Below are 15,905 nucleotides of genomic sequence, written 5' to 3' on the forward strand. Positions count from 1 at the left end.
CGATCGTGGCGATCGCTCCTCTCCGGAACTCCCCCCTCTACTTACCGGGCTGAACGGGGAATCCCTGACGCTGCATCATTTCCACCGCTTCCGGACTCGGTTGGAAGTCGAGTCCCACGGTCGAACTCGCGTTATCCTCCAGGATTTTGGGACTGAGGAGAATAATGACCTCGGAGCGACCGATCTCATTGTTCCGGCTCCGGAATAACGCCCCAAGAATCGGAATATCGCCTAAAATCGGCACTTTAGTCTCGTTAACGCGATCCGTTTCTTGAATCACCCCCGACAGAACCAAGGTTTGTCCGTCTCGCAAGCGAACCAGACCGGACGTTAATTCCCGTCGGATCAGCGGGGTAAGTCGGTTAACCGTTCCCTGACCGCTATCGAACAAGAACGAGGTTCCGGGAGCGGCGATCGTCGGGCTAACCGAGAGATTGATATACCCGTTGTCATCGATCTGATCGACATTAACCGCGAGGGTTAACCCCGCGTCGGCGAGGACGGGGGTCGTCGTTCTCACACCGCTCAGGGGATCGACCTGGGTGTTAACACTTTCCAGCACTTTCTCGGTGAGTTTGACGGTGGCCTGTTGCCCCTCTTGAACGACCAGAGAGGGATCGGTGAGGATTTTCGCGTTACCGCTGGCGATCTGCGCGTCTAGGGCCATCTCGAAGCTGGAAAAAAGGTTATTGTCGGCCGGATTGCCGATCCGGACGTTCAGGTTGCCGTTTATTTGTCCCGCGTAACCGTTCACGAAACCGAAGATGAAACTACTGTTAAACGTGTCCGTATTCTTAAGGTTCACGTCGATGACTTTCACGTTGACCACTACCTGACGGCGACGCGCGTCGAGTTGGGTGAGCAGGGTAGTGGCGACCTGTACCAGTCGGGTTTCGCCGATCAGGGTAATGGAGTTAAGGCGATCGTCGGCGGCCACCCGTAACCCGGTTAGGAGTAGGGGGGCTTTCGCCCCCTCGGTATTCTGGGGGGCGAGCGATTCTAGCGTCGAGGGGATCTCCCGGCGACCGATCACCCGTCCGGTGAGGGGATCGACGATATCCTCGGTTTTCGAGACCAAACGCTGGAATTCCGCTCCCTGAGTGGCGAGAAAGGTGGCGGCGTTATTCGCTTTCACCTGATTGAGGCGTAGGGTGCGGCTGATCAGATTCCGGGCTCCCTGGGGTAATCGCGCGCCGACATAGATCGTCTGCCCTTGGATATTCCCCTGCAATCCCGAGATCAGGAGGACGGAATTAAAGATATTCTCGACCGATTCGTTGGCGAATTCCAGGGATACGGTCTGCGCGGTCGCGTTGGCCTCGCCTTGGGCGCCGGTGAAAACGACGTTATACCCCGCGTAGTTTGCCAGGGTCATCAATACTTCCCGGACAGAAGCCTGGCGGAGTAAGAGACGGGGGATGTTCAGATTTCTGTCGTTGGCGAATTTCACCCGATCGGCGCTGGCATCGATATTGGAGATGGCGATGTCGCCGATCGGCGGGGCGACCGCCCGCGGTAGGGTGGGGTTACTGGAAGCGGGAGAGCGGGGATTGCCCTGAATGATAATCTCGGGATTGGGAACTAGAGGGGAACCGGGGTTTTGGGCGACGGATCTTCCCGGCGATCTTCCGGCATCGGGAGAGCGATCGCGTCCGGAGGCATTTTCCCGGTTCACGTCGCGGGTTACGGACGATTTCGAGGGAGATCGATCGAGGGTCGAACCGGGGGAGAGATCGGTCTGTCCCGCCCGGGCGATCGAGGGTTGGGCGAGCAATAACAATGTGGCGATTCCTGGAACGGCCAACGCGTAGCGATTCTGATTCACGTTTTTGACTCCTCACCGAAATAAATAACGAAAGACAGGTTTGATAGCGTGGGAACGAGCGAGAGATCGGTCGTTTACTTCGCGGGTTGCCCCTGTTGTCCCTCGGGAGGGGGAGGGGGGGCTAATTTGGCGAGTTCTTCCGGCGTTAACGGAACGATCATATCGAGAAGAAACGTGGCCGTCACCTGCTCCTTGCTCTTATCGACCGGTTCGACGCGTACCGGGCCGGTCTTAACGTTGACGCGATACGATCGCCCTCCCTCGGCGTTCCGAACGTTAACATCCTGTACCGGGCTGTTCTTGAAGTCGAGGCGATACAGGCGCCCTTCCTCGACGGCCTGAATGTTGATATTTTTCAAGAGAATCAAGGGTTGCAGTTGTTCGAGATCCTGTAATACCTCGTGAATGTTCACGTATTGTCCTTTTAACTGAACGTTAAAAGTCTGACGTTTGAGTTTATTGTTCACTTCGGCTCCTAGAGAACCGTCGGCGATCGGCGTGGCGCTCGTTCCCTGCGGTTGGAAACTCACCAGGGATACGTTTCTCGACCGGAAAATCCGGCTGATATCGAGGAGGAGGGTATCGAGCGCTTTCGCGTTGCCGAAGAGGGAAATAATTTGTTTTTTCAGGGCTTCTTTTTCCCGCAGTTGCGCTTCTACTTGCTGGAATACCGCCGGGGAAACGCCGCCTCTCTGTTGCTGTACCTGTTGCTCTTTTCCGGTTTTATCCGCTTGTAATTGTTGGAGAGCTTGGTAAGTGGGAAGTACCCAGTTCATCAGTAAGTAGCCGGAAGCGAGTAATCCCCCGATGCCGACGGCTATCCCCGAGACCTTCGGGGTAAAGGTGATCCCGAAGGCGGTCGGGTAATTGGCTAGTTCCTCTAGCTCGCGATCCTCGTCGGCGATGTATTCTTCGGTGAAGGTCATGGTTGCAAGGCTCCTTGTTGTTTGAGGGTTTCGATGCGGGTGACGACCCCCACGGCCCGGTTCCGGGCGATATTGGCGAGTTGTTGCGATACGGGAGTATCTTTCAGTTCCGTGACGATCGAGTATTGAACTCCTTGCGGGATCGTGATTTTGACGTTCGATTTCTCTTTTTCGAGCGGAACGAGAATATCCGCGAGCGCGGCGTTCTCGATCGCGGTTTTTTCGGCGTTCAAGAAGGGAGAGCCTTGCAGGGTCAGGAGATAATGATTGACCGCCTCGTAATTCCGGGCGATCCCGGAGATTTTGATTTGGGTTTTCGGCCCGGTTTGACCGGGATCGGGGGGGAGATCGACTTGTTGAATGCTTTTGACCTGCACCGCGGGGGGGGTTTGTTGGCTAATTTCCTGCACGATCGCCGACCAGGGGCGGATTCGATCGAAAACGCTCACGAGCGCCCGGTTTTCTTGCTCCAGAGCCGCCAATTGAGCTTTCATGCCCTCCAGTTTTTTGGTCTGTCCCTGTAACTGGCCGAGTTCGGCATCGAGAGACCCGATCTGGGCTTCCGTTTGCGTTTTCTGCCAGTTCACGAAGAATCCGAGCAGGGAGGTGAGGGCCAGTAGCCCGACCCCGACCCCGATCCCGATCAAGATCGGTTGTTGTTTGCGGAGATCGATCCCGCTGGGGATTTTGGCGACCGAGGCGGTTTTCACCCGCTCGGCCAGGTGGCGATCCTTGAGAAAGTTAACGTCTATGCTGTACATGATGGTTTATACCTCCCGTAGTCCCAAGCCGAGAACGGTTCCTAGTCCGGGTCGTAACGTGTTCGGGATCTCCCGATCGAGATCGATCGACAGGGCCGAGATCGGGTCGATCGGCATGGTGGGAACGCTTAACCGCTGGGTGAAGAATTCATCGAGTTGCGCGAGTCCCCCGCCGGGCCCCGCGAGCAGTAACTGGGCGATTTCCAGATCGTCACTCTGGTTGAGATAGAAGTTGATCGATCTCCTCAGTTCATCGGTCAGTTCCCCGAGGACGCGCATCAGGGCGGTCATGCCGGGGTTGGTCGAGGCCCCGGAACTGGTCGTGGTCGAACTCAGGCTATCGAAGCTGTTGATCGGGATGGTCATCCCCAGCAAAATCTCGGGATTTCGGGAGGTGGGTAGGTTCATCGCCCGCGAGAGGGCGGTTTGCAGTTGGAAAGTCCCGATGGGAACCGTCCGCGAGAATTGGGGAACGCCATCGACGACGATGGCGATCTCGGTATTGTCGAATTCGATATCGACGACGACGGCGGCCTCGTTGGAACTAAATTGACGCAGTTGCTCGCGGATCGTCCGGATCAGCGCGAAACTATTGATCTCCAAGATATCTACCTGTAATCCGGCCTGGTTGAACGTGTCCACGTAGGAATCGGTAATTTCCCGCCGCGTGGCCACCAGGAGTACCTGGATTTTTTCGATCCCGTCCTCATCTTGAAAGGAACCGAGTTTTTGAAAGTCCAGATCGACTTCCTCGCGGGGATAGGGCAGATACAGGGCGGCCTCGTGGTTCAAGACCATATCCCGCAATTCCGCGTCGTCCAGTTCCGCGGGGATCGGGATGATCCGGATGATCGATTCGCGCATCGGCACTCCCGTGGCGATACGCTTGGTTTTGATCTTGTTTTCCTTGAGAACTTCCTGAATTAGTTCGGCTAGGGCGGGGGCATCGACAATCTTGCCCTCCTCGAAGATCCCCTCGGGAATCTCGGCCGTGCAGAATTTGTCGAGTTTGTACCCCTGTCCCTGCTTGGCGAGTTGAGCGATATTGATCCGCGCCGGGGTGATCTCTAATCCCACGCCTTGGGATTTTTTCGTCAATAACTTTTTAAATAGACTTACCATAGACTCTTTCGGCGGTCAGTATTTCGATCGGGTTGGTAGAGAACGAGACAACGGTTAATCTCCTAATTTTCCTCACGGAAATCAGGTCTTACCGAGACTCGAAAAAATCTTTCGTCACTCGGTATCGGGCGCCCGGATCGGGCGGGTAGGGAGGAGGAGAAAAGCGCGTTTTCGCACGAGAACCCACCCTAGACAACGGGTTAGGATAGGGTTTTGCTTCTTATTAGCGTGGGAGAGAAAGAGCCTAGTCTCGTGAATCTTGTACAATATTGTACCCACATTCTAGACGAAGATCCAAGTTCGTACAAAAAAGTTAGCACGATCGGGCTGATTTCTCGGGACAGACAGTATCTTCCCCCTCAGAGTACCCACGTCCCCCGGCCAAAATTAACATCGGCCGGAAAAATCCACGATCGGGAATCCCGGTCTCGGGCGCCGTGCTGTAATGGAAGAAAGTACCCCCGACGAATTCTATGGTTTTTGAACCCGGATTCCGGTTGGCCGGACGCTACGAACCGCGCGAGCGTGTCGGCCGGACGGCGGCCGGCCGCCAGACCTGGTTAACGCTCGATCGCGCGACCGACGAGCCGGCGATCGTGAAATTGCTGGCTTTCAGTCCCGAGATGGCCTGGGACGAGTTGAAACTGTTCGAGCGCGAGGCCGAGGTTCTCGCGTCTCTCGATCATCCCCGTATCCCCCGTTACCGGGACTATTTTTCTATAGATAAGTCCGAGGGGGGAGGCAATCCGTGGTTCGTTCTCGTGCAGGATTATATCGCGGGCGGGTCTCTCGGCGATCGATTGGAGAGAGGGGAACGGTTTTCCCCCGAACGAGTCCGCTCGATCGCCGAACAGGTTCTAGAAATCCTGATCTATCTCCACGCTCTCTCGCCCCCGGTGCTTCACCGGGATATTAAACCGAGTAATTTAATCTTAAACCCGGAAGATCGGGTGTATTTGGTAGATTTCGGGGCGGTACAGTCCCGCGGGGCGATGACGGGGGTGACGTTTACGGTGGTCGGGACGAGTGGCTACGCGCCGTTAGAGCAGTTCTGGGGTCGCGCGGTTCCCGGTTCCGACCTTTACGCGTTGGGGATGACGTTAATTCACCTGTTGACGGGGATCGCGCCGATCGATCTCCCCCACGAGAACTCGCGGGTACGATTTCGCGATCGGGTGAGTGTTTCGGGGGATTTTCTCGATTGGTTGGAAATGATGACCGAGAGTGCCGTGGAGAAGCGATTTCAGGGCGCGGGAGAGGCGTTATCGGCGCTGAAAAACGGACTTTCTAGACGATCGAATCTCGCTCGATCGCGTCATATCCCTAAACCCGCGGATAGTCCGATCCGTCTCGCTCGTCGAGGGCAAGAGATGGAGTTATTTCTCGCGTGGAAAAATCAACCGTTGTTAACGTTTTCGGTGGGGGGATCTCCTTCTACTATTCTTTTGTTGTTTTTCGGTTGCCTGGGAACCGTGCCGTTGTTAGTGTTCGGATTGCCTCTGTTGTTGCTCTTCGCGTTAAGCGTCGGGCTAATCAATTTGTGTGGTCGCTATCTCATCAGCACTACCGTAGAGTTCACGCCCGCTCGGGTCTCGATCCGGTATAAGCTCCTTCAGTACATTTATCGGACTATTACTTTTAACCCGCGAGATGTTATGGGGGTTTTTCTCCATAGCAAAATGGATAACAGTATTTTTCAGATCCGTTTACGGACGCGAACCGATAAGTATTCGATCGGCCATAATCTCACGGAGGATGAATGTGTTTGGTTGGTGGCGGAAATTCAAGACTGGTTAGATTCTTTGAAAGAATAGGAACGGGAAAAATTTTATGGCGATGGAGTTAAGCGGTGTGGTTCCTTTCGGACGTTCTTTCGAGGAATACGTCCGGATGTTCCAATTATCGGAAAGGGATTTACAAGGGAAAATTATCGGGGTCGGGGACGGGCCGGCGAGTTTTAACGCGACCGCGACGGAGAAAGGATTTTCTGTCATCTCGATCGATCCGATCTATACTTTTTCGGGAGCGGAAATTCGAGAACGTTTCGACGCGGTGGTGGACGATATTATCGAACAGGTGAAAGCGACCCCGAACGATTGGGTTTGGTCGTACCATACCTCGCCGGAACATTTACGAGAAAATCGCGTTCGCGCTCTGGAAACTTTTTTAGAAGATTACGAGCGGGGAAAAGAATCGGGACGTTATCGGGTGGGGGAATTGCCGAAACTCGGTCTCGCGGAGGATAGTTTCGATCTCGCGCTCTGTTCTCATTTTCTGTTTCTCTATTCGGATCATTACGATTATGATTTTCACCTCGATTCGATTCGGGAGATGTTACGGGTTAGTCCGGAGGTGAGGATTTTTCCGTTATTGACGTTACGGTTACAAAGATCGCCTTATCTCGATCGAGTGGTTCAGGATTGCCGTACAATGGGCTATCGTGTCTCGATCGCTCCCTCGGATTACGAGTTTCAGAAAGGGGGAAACGAGATGTTACGAATTAGTAGAGGTTAGAAAGCGTGTTTACCCTCGGGGATGTGTTTTGCGAAATTTCAAAATGTTCCTCAAAGAACATTTTTGCTTCGGTCGATCGAGGTTCTGTCTAATTTACCGATTCGTTCTTTCTCCCGCTAAACGTGTGAATCTATAAAAATTTATGTTGATTGAAATCCAGTATAAAGTCGCTTCTTTGTTAGTATATCAAGGGGTTTTTCAGAACCCGATCGGGCGGGCGTTTACCGAGTTTATCGAGGGTGGATCGGTTCCGGAGGCGCTGAAAGCCTACGGGAAATGGTTTACCGCGCTCGCGGATAAAAATCAAAGTTGGTCTGATTTTTTGATCGAACAGATTGTACTCGATGATAATCCGTTTAGTCGGCAAGTGCAGACCGCTGAATTAACGGATATTTCTCCGTCTCTACTGTTGGCGACCAAACACGATCTATCGATTCTTCAAGAGCTTTATCGATTGACTCCCGCTCATTTTATTCAAGGGATTACCGTGGAGGGGGAAAATACGATCGAGCTTCCCGATTGGCAGGTCGAAAACCGATCGGATAGTTTTTTACATTCTTCTGAAAATTGGACGGAATCGCTCGATCGATTAGCGAGTTACTATCGAGAGAAGGGAACGGGGATTTTCGCCCAGTATCGGGCTTTTCGCTGGCGAGAGGGAACTTTACAAGGGATTCCGTCCCCGGACCCGATCGATATCGCGGAGATTGTCGGGTACGATTCTCCGAAAGAGATGTTACTGAAAAATACGGAGTTTTTACTCTCGGGTTATCCCGCTTTGAATGTTCTTTTATACGGGAGCCGCGGATCGGGAAAATCCTCGTTGGTCAAGGGTTTGTTACAAAAATATAGCGAGCGGGGATTGCGCTTGATCGAGGTGGCGAAATCGGAGTTAAAGGATTTACCGATCATTGTCGATCGACTGCGAGATCTCCCGCGAAAGTTTATTATTTTCGTGGACGATCTTTCTTTCGAGGAAGATGATGAAGCGTTTAAAGCGTTGAAAGTGGTTTTAGAGGGAAGTGTGACCGCGAGACCGAGAAATGTGGTGGTTTACGCGACCTCTAATCGACGGCATCTAGTTCGGGAATTTTTCGGAGATAGACCGCGGCCGATCGAGGGGGAAGAACTCCATACTTGGGATACGGTACAGGAAAAATTATCCTTTAGCGATCGCTTCGGATTGACGCTCACGTTTGAACCCGCGGATCAGGAAAAATATTTAGCGATCATCCACCATCTCGCGGGGTTAGCGGGGTTAGAAATCGAGCGGGAAGATCTAGAGTTTCGGGCGAAACAATGGGCGACCCGTCATAACGGTCGATCGGGCCGTACCGCGCGACAATTTATCGATTTTCTGACGGGAGAAGCGCGAGGTTCGCGGTAAGGTTTCGTCGGGGAGAATATCGAAGACGAGAACTTTTCCCGTACCTCCCGGTCATAACCGCCTATAATGAAGCGATGAGAAAGACGATCCCGATATCACCCCGATCGGTTTGACAACTTCTAGCAATACGGATTCGATTCTATACGGCGGGTTATCTTCACTTCCGAATTCTATTGATTTTCATGAACGATCGAACTTCTTTAAAATCCCTGCTTCTCAACCTCGACGGCAGAACCTATCAAGCGTATAAAGACATCAAGGGAAGTTACCGCTTCCCCGAATTTATCTTAATTATCGAGCGAGTGCAGGGCGATCCGTTCGCCAGTCCCAGCAAATTGATCGCGAAAATCCCCAAATCCGTCGCGGGATTTCCCGAAACCCTCTACAGTAATCGGATTCGGGAGATCGCGTTCCGGGATTATCTCACCCGTCAGTTCGATCGGGTGTCGCGGGGGATCGGTCGCGATCGGGGTTCGGGGAAAAGTGGCTTAATCACGATTCCCCCGATGGGACAGGAAATTTTAGAGAGGACGACGGTATTAATTAACGAAAATGATTTAGAAATTCGCTTTTTAGTCGGATTACCCGCGCGGGGACGCAGTATTCTCGGTCGTCAGGCCGCCGAATTGTTATGCGAGGACGTGCCGGACGCGATCGACGCTACCCTGAAATATCACCGTCTTTCCGAGAAAAATATACGGGAACACGTCGAAACCGCCGAGGACGCGGATTATATCCGCGCCCATCTCGTCGAGAGGAATCTAATCGCCTTTATCGCGAACGGATCGATTCTTCCCCGTCGTAGCGGTATCGATGACCGTCCTCTGGTGGAAGACGCGGTTCCTTTCCAATCCCCCCCCGGTTTGGAAGTCGCGTTTACCTGTCCCAATCGCGGGGAAATTAAGGGGATGGGAATCGCGGAGGGAATCACGCTGATCGTCGGGGGGGGATATCACGGGAAATCGACTCTCCTACGGGCGATCGAACGGGGAGTTTATAACCATATTCCGGGGGACGGGCGGGAATTCGCGATTACTAACGCCACCGCGGTCAAAATTCGGGCTGAAGATGGTCGGAGCATCGCGGGAGTGAATATATCCCCGTTTATCAAGAATTTACCGGGGGGACGTTCGACGACCGGTTTTTCCACGGCGAACGCGAGCGGTAGTACGTCCCAAGCGGCCAATATTATCGAGGCGCTGGAAGCGGGGACGGAGGTATTGTTAATCGACGAGGATACCACCGCGACGAATTTCATGATCCGCGACGCGCGAATGCAGAAGTTAATCGCGTCGGAAAAAGAACCGATCACGCCGTTTATTGACAAAGTACGCTATCTTTTCACGGAATACGGGGTCTCGACGATCCTGGTGATCGGGGGAAGCGGGGACTATTTCGAGGTGGCCGATCGGGTGATCGCGATGGAGGATTTCCAACCCCGCGACGTGACGGAAATCGCCAAAGAAATCGCCCTAGAGCATCCGATCCCCCGATATTCGGAGGGTGGCGATACTTTCGGCGATCTGACTCCCCGGATTCCCCTACCGGATTCGATCGATCCCGGTCGCGGCCGCCACGCGGTCAAATTCCGGGTGCGGGATGTGGACGAGGTAGCTTTCGGGACGGAGGATATCGATCTGGGCGCGATCGAACAGATCGTCGATCCCTGTCAACTCCGCGCGATCGTCGCGGCGATCGTCCACGGTAAGGAGAAGGGGTATATCGATCGCCACACCTCTCTTCCCGCGATTCTCTCCGCGATCCTACAAGATATCGAGAACGATGGACTGGATATTTTAACGGAATTTCCCCAATGCGATCTGGCGATGTTCCGTCGTTTGGAATTAGCGGCGGTTTTAAATCGTCTCCGCACTTTACGGGTTAAATAAAATTCTCGCGGTATCGCGGGGGAAAGGAGCGATCGAGGCACTATAGCCACCACTTTGCTACTCGCTTTCATCGATGAATTAGCGGGAAGATATGATTTCTCGATCATCAACGGTACACGCTCCTCCCGCTTCAAACCGGAAACTAGAAGAGCGATCTCCCGTTCGTATTTCACTATCCTAGCATCGCGCTCCCGTCTCTCGATCGAACGAAAAGCCCTCGCGCGGGAAACCTCGTCGAATCACGAGCGGGTTTCGTTCTTTCCCGCGATTAACTATTCGAGCGTCGCCGTAATTTTTCGAGTAAGGGATCGAACGCGAATTTTTTAAAGATAATTTCCAGTCGGGTAAAAACAATCACGTAAATCGTTAGTAATACCATCGCGATCGTGAACGAAATGAAAACTTTTAAATAAGGATTAACGGTTAAAAAGCTTGTCAGATTAGGTAATAATACTAGATACAGGGGTTGATGAATGAGATAAATTTGATAGGAGTAGATGCCTAATAAAGATAGAAAAAACAAAGATTTTGACAGAATTTTGGTTTTTTGAATTTTATCCGCCTGAATTAACAGGAAGTGAATCAAAATTATCAGAAAAGGAGTGAAAAACATATCGAATCCCAACTTATATACGGGAGTTATATGATGTAGGGTTAACGCGATGTATATCGTCAATCCAATTCCAAATAAGCCGATACTATATTTATAGTCTACGCGACGAAAAAATCCTTTTTTATAGTAAATCAATCCCCAATACAATCCTAGGACAACCTGAAAAAAATAACTTCCCACAAAATTGTTCTGAAGGAAGTAAAGATAAATACTTTTTTGGTCAGGGGCCAGAAAAAATAAACAGACGATTTTAGTTAAAACACCTATCGCGATTCCCAACAGCAAGATATTTCGTTTTTTTCTCCCCGCGATCTCGAAAACTATCGGGATCAATAGATAGGCTTCTAAAAGTACCGTAAAAAACCAGAAGCCGGGATTGATGTCTTGGAAGCGATACGCGGCTAATCCCAGAAAACTTAACGTGAATTTAATAGGGTCGAACCGTTGTATCGGCAAGAAGAAATAATAGAGCGATAGCGTTAAAATAACCGCCAAGATATAGCTTGGATAAATTCGTTCGAGTCTTTTAATCAACCATGATTTCCAATCTATTTTAGCGGTTTCAAATCGCTCCAGATCTATTTTTTTCGCCAGCATATAGCTGGTGGTAAAACCAACAATGACAAAAAAGATATCGACCCCCGCGTATCCTAACTTCGCTCCTTGTTCGTCTACAAGAACGATCGGGGGAATTCTCTCCGGATAATTTTGAAAAAAATGAAAGGCCACGATGCCTAGGATAGCTAATCCTTTCATTCGATCGAGCCAATCCAAACGCGCGCCGAGCGATTTTTGATCGGGAGGCATAATCGGATATTCAATGGGAACGAATCGTGAGCGTAAAAGGATAATTGACTGACAGAGCTTTTCTCGTAAATCGCGTGGAATGAAGTGAAAATCGACGATCGACGATTCGTGGCTCGTTTCCCGATCCCGACCTACCAATGTACAGGGGTTTCGAGATTTTTGTCCGTCAATCCGTAGAGAAAGTCGCTAGGAAAATTCGGTAAGGGTATCCTACCGTGAGCGTCCTTTCTCCGTCAAGTCTACTCAGTCGAGCCTCGATACTCTTCGATCGCTATCTTCCGCCTCCCGCCGTCCGATCAACCCGTATTTCTCATCCCGGCCGCGATCCCGTTAATCGTCATCAACGCGCCGCGGAGAAGTTCCTCGCGGGAGTAGCGGAAGTGGATCACGCCCGATCGAGCCTGGTTATTATACTGACGTAACCGCTTCAGTAGAGAGACTTGCAGGAAACCGAGGGGAATGATCGTGCCGTTGCGTAACTGAACCGATCGCTGGAGACCGGGATCGTTGTCTAACAAACGTTTCTGTCCGGTGATCTGGAGGACGATCTCGCTGGTACGGTGATATTCCTCCTTGATGCGCTCGAACAGGCGCTCGAAACGCTCGCGATCCTCCGGCGCCGATAGTTCGTGAACGTAATGGTGGGCGATTTGCAGATCCACCTTCGCCAGCGTCATTTCCGCTTTCGAGATCACCATCTGGAAAAACGGCCATTTGTGATAGAAATGTCGCAATAACTCCAGATTTTTCACCGGGCGCTCGTCGAGAAAATTCTGTAACGCGGTTCCCAACCCGTACCACGCGGGCAGGAGAAAACGCGTCTGTGTCCAACTGAACACCCAGGGAATCGCCCGCAGGGTGCTGAGATCCTGCTGTCCGCTCTTACGACGCGCCGGACGGGAACTGATCTGCAAAAGGCTGATTTCGGGGATAGGAGTGACCGAGAGGAAGAAATCGAGAAAATCCGGCTCCTCGTAGATCAGCGATCGGTACACCCGTCGCGCGTCGCCGGATAGTTCCTCCATGATGCGATTCCACGGTTCGAGATCGTCGAAACCACTACCCAGCAAACTCGATTGAATCACCGCGGTGACGACCGTTTCCAGGTTATACAGCGCCAATTCCGGGAGGGAATATTTCGACGCTAACACCTCACCCTGTTCGGTGATCTTGATGCGGCCGTTGACGGTTCCCCGCGGTTGCGCGAGGATCGCGGCGTAGGAGGGGCCGCCCCCCCGACCGACGGAACCGCCGCGCCCGTGAAAGAGACGGAGATCGATGCCGTATTCGCGCGCTACTTTTTGCAGGGCTTTCTGTGCCTTATGAATCTCCCAGTTACTGCTTAAAAATCCCGAATCTTTATTACTATCGGAGTAACCGACCATGATTTCCTGTAGGTTACTCGGTTGCAGGAGCGGGGGTTCGATCGCCACTTCCTCCCCGTTGAACTTGGCGAGATGATCGTAGCCGCCGGCTAACATCGCCCGGTACAGCGGCAACTCGAACAGCGATCGCATGATGTCCGGCGCGTGTTGCAGGTCGTCCACCGTCTCGAATAGCGGCACGATCCGCAGGGCGGCGCGGCTGGTCGCGGGATCGTACAATCCGGCTTCCTGAGCGAGTAACAGCACTTCCAGCACGTCGCTGGCATCGTTGGTCATGCTAATAATGTAGGTCTGACAGATGTCCAGACCGAACTCCTGCTGGAGACCGCGTAACATGATCAGCGTCTCGATCGTCTCGCGGGTGCGTTCCGAGAAGGGCATCTCGCGCGGGATCAGGGGGCGGCGGGTTTTTAATTCCGACACCAACCACGAGATCCGTTCTACCTCGCTCAGTTGGCTGTAGGGTCGATCGAGAACCCCCATATAGGCGGCGATTTCCTCGATCGCGTCGGCGTGGCGGGTCGATTCCTGGCGAAAATCAAGCTGAGTGAGGGTAAAGCCGAAAATTTCCACCTGGGAGATCAGGGTATTGAGTTCCTGACAGCTTAATTTCGTGGCCGCGAGAGAGTGGGCGATCAGTTGCAACTCTTCCAGAAATTCCGCGCCGGAGCGATACAGGTTCGGCTCGTTGACCTTGATCAACAGTTGCCGTTCCTCGGGATCGGCGAGGCGATTGTTCCGATCGCGCGTGTTCTCCAATCGTTTTTGAATAAACGCCAATTTTAAGCGGTAGGGTTCCTGTCGGTAGCGGATCGCTAACTGGCTGTAGATCTCCGGCATTTGCTGTTTATCGCGCTCCAGGGAATCGAGCAGTTCCGGGAGAACGTCGCACCAGTGTTGGGAGGGGCTTAAAATGCTGGTCAGGTCGCGGATGGCGAACAGGTATTTTTCTAAAACCACGTTGCGCTGGTAACAACAGGTCGCCCAGGTGACTTCCGGGGTAACGGAGGGGTTCCCGTCCCGATCGCCCCCCACCCACGATCCGAAATGACAGAAGTTACTTTTCGGGGGGGTGAGTCCGGGGAACGTGGCTTTCAGGCTCTGTTTGAGACGGAGCGCCAGTTGGGGCAGTACCTCGAACAATACCTCGTCGAAATAGTGGAGGGCGTAATCGACCTCATCGAGTACCGTGGGCTTGAACTGGTGTAGTTCGTCGGTGCGCCACCACAGCCGGATTTCTTCTTTTAGCTGTTCGGTCGCCTCCCGCGCTTCCCAGGACTGGCTCAATCCCATGCTCCGCGTGAATTCTTCGGCCCGATCGAGTTTGAGGAGGATACCCGATATCCGGCGCTGTTTGCGACGGATGGTGTGGCGCACGATTTCCGTCGGGTGCGCGGTGAACACGAGGCTGATATCGAGTTGGTCGAGAAGGCGCTGGATCTCTTGCGGGGGAACGTTGAGGTGTTTGAGATGGGGGAAAAGCCAGTGGAAAAGGCCGGTTTTCGGGTTGCGGGAATCGGCCTCGTTGAGGGTTTTTTCCAACCAATCCGCGCCGACAATGGTAGCCAGAACGCTTTTTTGCGGGGTTTCGGCGGAAGAGCGCTCTTGTTCTCCCGCTATCACCGATCGACGTAAAAGTTGTTGTACTTTCTGCTCGTAGTGCTGTTCGATGATATTGATTAACTGGAAATACAGGGCGAAGGCGCGGGTTACTTTGATCGATTCGTTGAGTTCGAGATCCTCGATCATCTTGGTGATTCTCGATTCCGGGATCGTCCGCGTTACCTGTCCGTCGGGAGCGCAAAGATCCCGGAGCGATTCGAGCAGATCGACTAACTCCTGACCGCATTCGGACACTAACACCTCTTTCCAGAGTTCCTCGACCAATTTGAGGCGTTGTTCTAGAAGCAGATTGAATTTGTCGATGAAGTCTAGCTCTGGTCTACGAGACAGTTCAAGCGCGCTCATAAGTCGATGGAGATAGGTGGGAGATTCGGGATCGGGGAGCCAGGAGAACGTAACCCTTTCTACGGCCGGAGGATTTTTTTCAGCACGCGAACCGTAAAAAGTCAAGGGGAAAGCGGAAGCCATCGGAAATCTCTCGGTTCGACCTTCCTCGCGGCCGGCTCCTGCCCCCAATTATATAGAATGTCGTTTCAATAATCACCCTTTCTCGGATTCCGCGCCGTTCTCGCTCACGCTTCCCGGAACCCGCAAAACCGGCAATCGATCGCCCCGAAAGATTTCCTCGCTCGTTTTCCCGACCTCGATCGCCCACCGCGAGAGCGATCGAACCCCCAGATAGGTGAGCAGAAAGGGACCGGCCACCGCGCTAACCCAGAGATTCATCTCGTGTTTTTTCATAGTGATTTCATTCTAAAGGGGGACGACGTTTGACGCGGCGGATCGGTAAATTGGCGATCAACGCGGTCGATCGTTGATCGCTCTCTAAAATGAGTTCCGTTTCGTCCAGATCGAGTTCCACGTAACGACTGACGACTTCTAAAATTTCCTGACGCATCATATGGAGGAGTTCGGGGGTGAGATCGGCCCGATCGTGGGCGAGAATGAGTTTTAAACGCCGTTTCGCTTGTTCTCCACTCGGGGAAGAGCCGCGCCACGATAGTAGTTTATCGATCAGTTCATTCATAGGTCAATCCGTTGAAAGAGGTAGGC

At 52.7% G+C, this 15,905-nt stretch carries 12 protein-coding genes; 4 read left to right on the plus strand and 8 right to left on the minus strand.

The annotated features are described in order from the left end of the window. Positions 1-37: 37 nt before the first annotated feature. From V0288_RS02595 to pilM, 4 genes are all read right to left on the minus strand, one after another. The gene (locus tag V0288_RS02595; RefSeq protein ID WP_332863451.1) at positions 38-1,825 is read right to left on the minus strand and encodes a type II secretion system protein GspD; all 1,788 of its coding nucleotides are present in this window, start codon (positions 1,823-1,825) and stop codon (positions 38-40) included. A 74-nt stretch (positions 1,826-1,899) separates the two neighbouring features. Further along, entirely contained in the window at positions 1,900-2,751 is an 852-nt protein-coding gene (locus V0288_RS02600) for a hypothetical protein (protein WP_332863452.1), read from the minus strand. Continuing rightward, positions 2,748-3,512: a PilN domain-containing protein gene (locus V0288_RS02605; protein ID WP_332863453.1), complete on the minus strand. Its 765-nt coding sequence runs from the start codon at positions 3,510-3,512 to the stop codon at positions 2,748-2,750. Before V0288_RS02605 ends, V0288_RS02600 begins: the two co-directional genes overlap by 4 nt. Positions 3,513-3,518: 6 nt before the next feature. Then, complete coding sequence (pilM, locus tag V0288_RS02610; protein WP_332863454.1) at positions 3,519-4,634, minus strand: type IV pilus assembly protein PilM; 1,116 nt, start codon at positions 4,632-4,634, stop codon at positions 3,519-3,521. Between the two features lie 473 nt (positions 4,635-5,107). Between pilM and V0288_RS02615 the strand changes: the two genes are divergently transcribed. The 4 genes from V0288_RS02615 to V0288_RS02630 all read left to right on the plus strand — a co-directional run bounded on the left by V0288_RS02615 (position 5,108) and on the right by V0288_RS02630 (position 10,424). Continuing rightward, entirely contained in the window at positions 5,108-6,448 is a 1,341-nt protein-coding gene (locus V0288_RS02615) for a serine/threonine protein kinase (RefSeq protein WP_332863455.1), read from the plus strand. A 16-nt stretch (positions 6,449-6,464) separates the two neighbouring features. After that, the gene (locus V0288_RS02620) at positions 6,465-7,148 is read left to right on the plus strand and encodes an SAM-dependent methyltransferase (protein ID WP_332863456.1); all 684 of its coding nucleotides are present in this window, start codon (positions 6,465-6,467) and stop codon (positions 7,146-7,148) included. 142 nt (positions 7,149-7,290) lie between these two features. After that, on the plus strand, positions 7,291-8,535 hold the full coding sequence (locus V0288_RS02625) for an ATP-binding protein (RefSeq protein ID WP_332863457.1): 1,245 nt from the start codon (positions 7,291-7,293) through the stop codon (positions 8,533-8,535). 182 nt (positions 8,536-8,717) lie between these two features. After that, positions 8,718-10,424, plus strand: coding sequence for an ABC-ATPase domain-containing protein (locus V0288_RS02630; protein WP_332863458.1), 1,707 nt, complete (start codon positions 8,718-8,720; stop codon positions 10,422-10,424). Positions 10,425-10,692: 268 nt separating this feature from the next. Here V0288_RS02630 and V0288_RS02635 read toward each other — a convergent pair whose 3' ends face one another. The 4 genes from V0288_RS02635 to minE all read right to left on the minus strand — a co-directional run bounded on the left by V0288_RS02635 (position 10,693) and on the right by minE (position 15,879). Further along, positions 10,693-11,844 (minus strand): acyltransferase family protein, encoded by a 1,152-nt coding sequence (locus tag V0288_RS02635; RefSeq protein WP_332863459.1) that lies wholly within the window; start codon positions 11,842-11,844, stop codon positions 10,693-10,695. Between the two features lie 296 nt (positions 11,845-12,140). Then, positions 12,141-15,197, minus strand: coding sequence for a phosphoenolpyruvate carboxylase (gene ppc / locus V0288_RS02640; protein ID WP_332863460.1), 3,057 nt, complete (start codon positions 15,195-15,197; stop codon positions 12,141-12,143). A gap of 195 nt (positions 15,198-15,392) precedes the next feature. Then, the gene (locus V0288_RS02645; RefSeq protein WP_332863461.1) at positions 15,393-15,593 is read right to left on the minus strand and encodes a hypothetical protein; all 201 of its coding nucleotides are present in this window, start codon (positions 15,591-15,593) and stop codon (positions 15,393-15,395) included. 7 nt (positions 15,594-15,600) lie between these two features. Further along, the gene (gene minE / locus V0288_RS02650; protein WP_332863462.1) at positions 15,601-15,879 is read right to left on the minus strand and encodes a cell division topological specificity factor MinE; all 279 of its coding nucleotides are present in this window, start codon (positions 15,877-15,879) and stop codon (positions 15,601-15,603) included. Between the last annotated feature and the right edge of the window lie 26 nt (positions 15,880-15,905).

The organism is Pannus brasiliensis CCIBt3594, from assembly GCF_036688125.1.
Lineage (GTDB): Bacteria > Cyanobacteriota > Cyanobacteriia > Cyanobacteriales > Microcystaceae > Pannus > Pannus brasiliensis.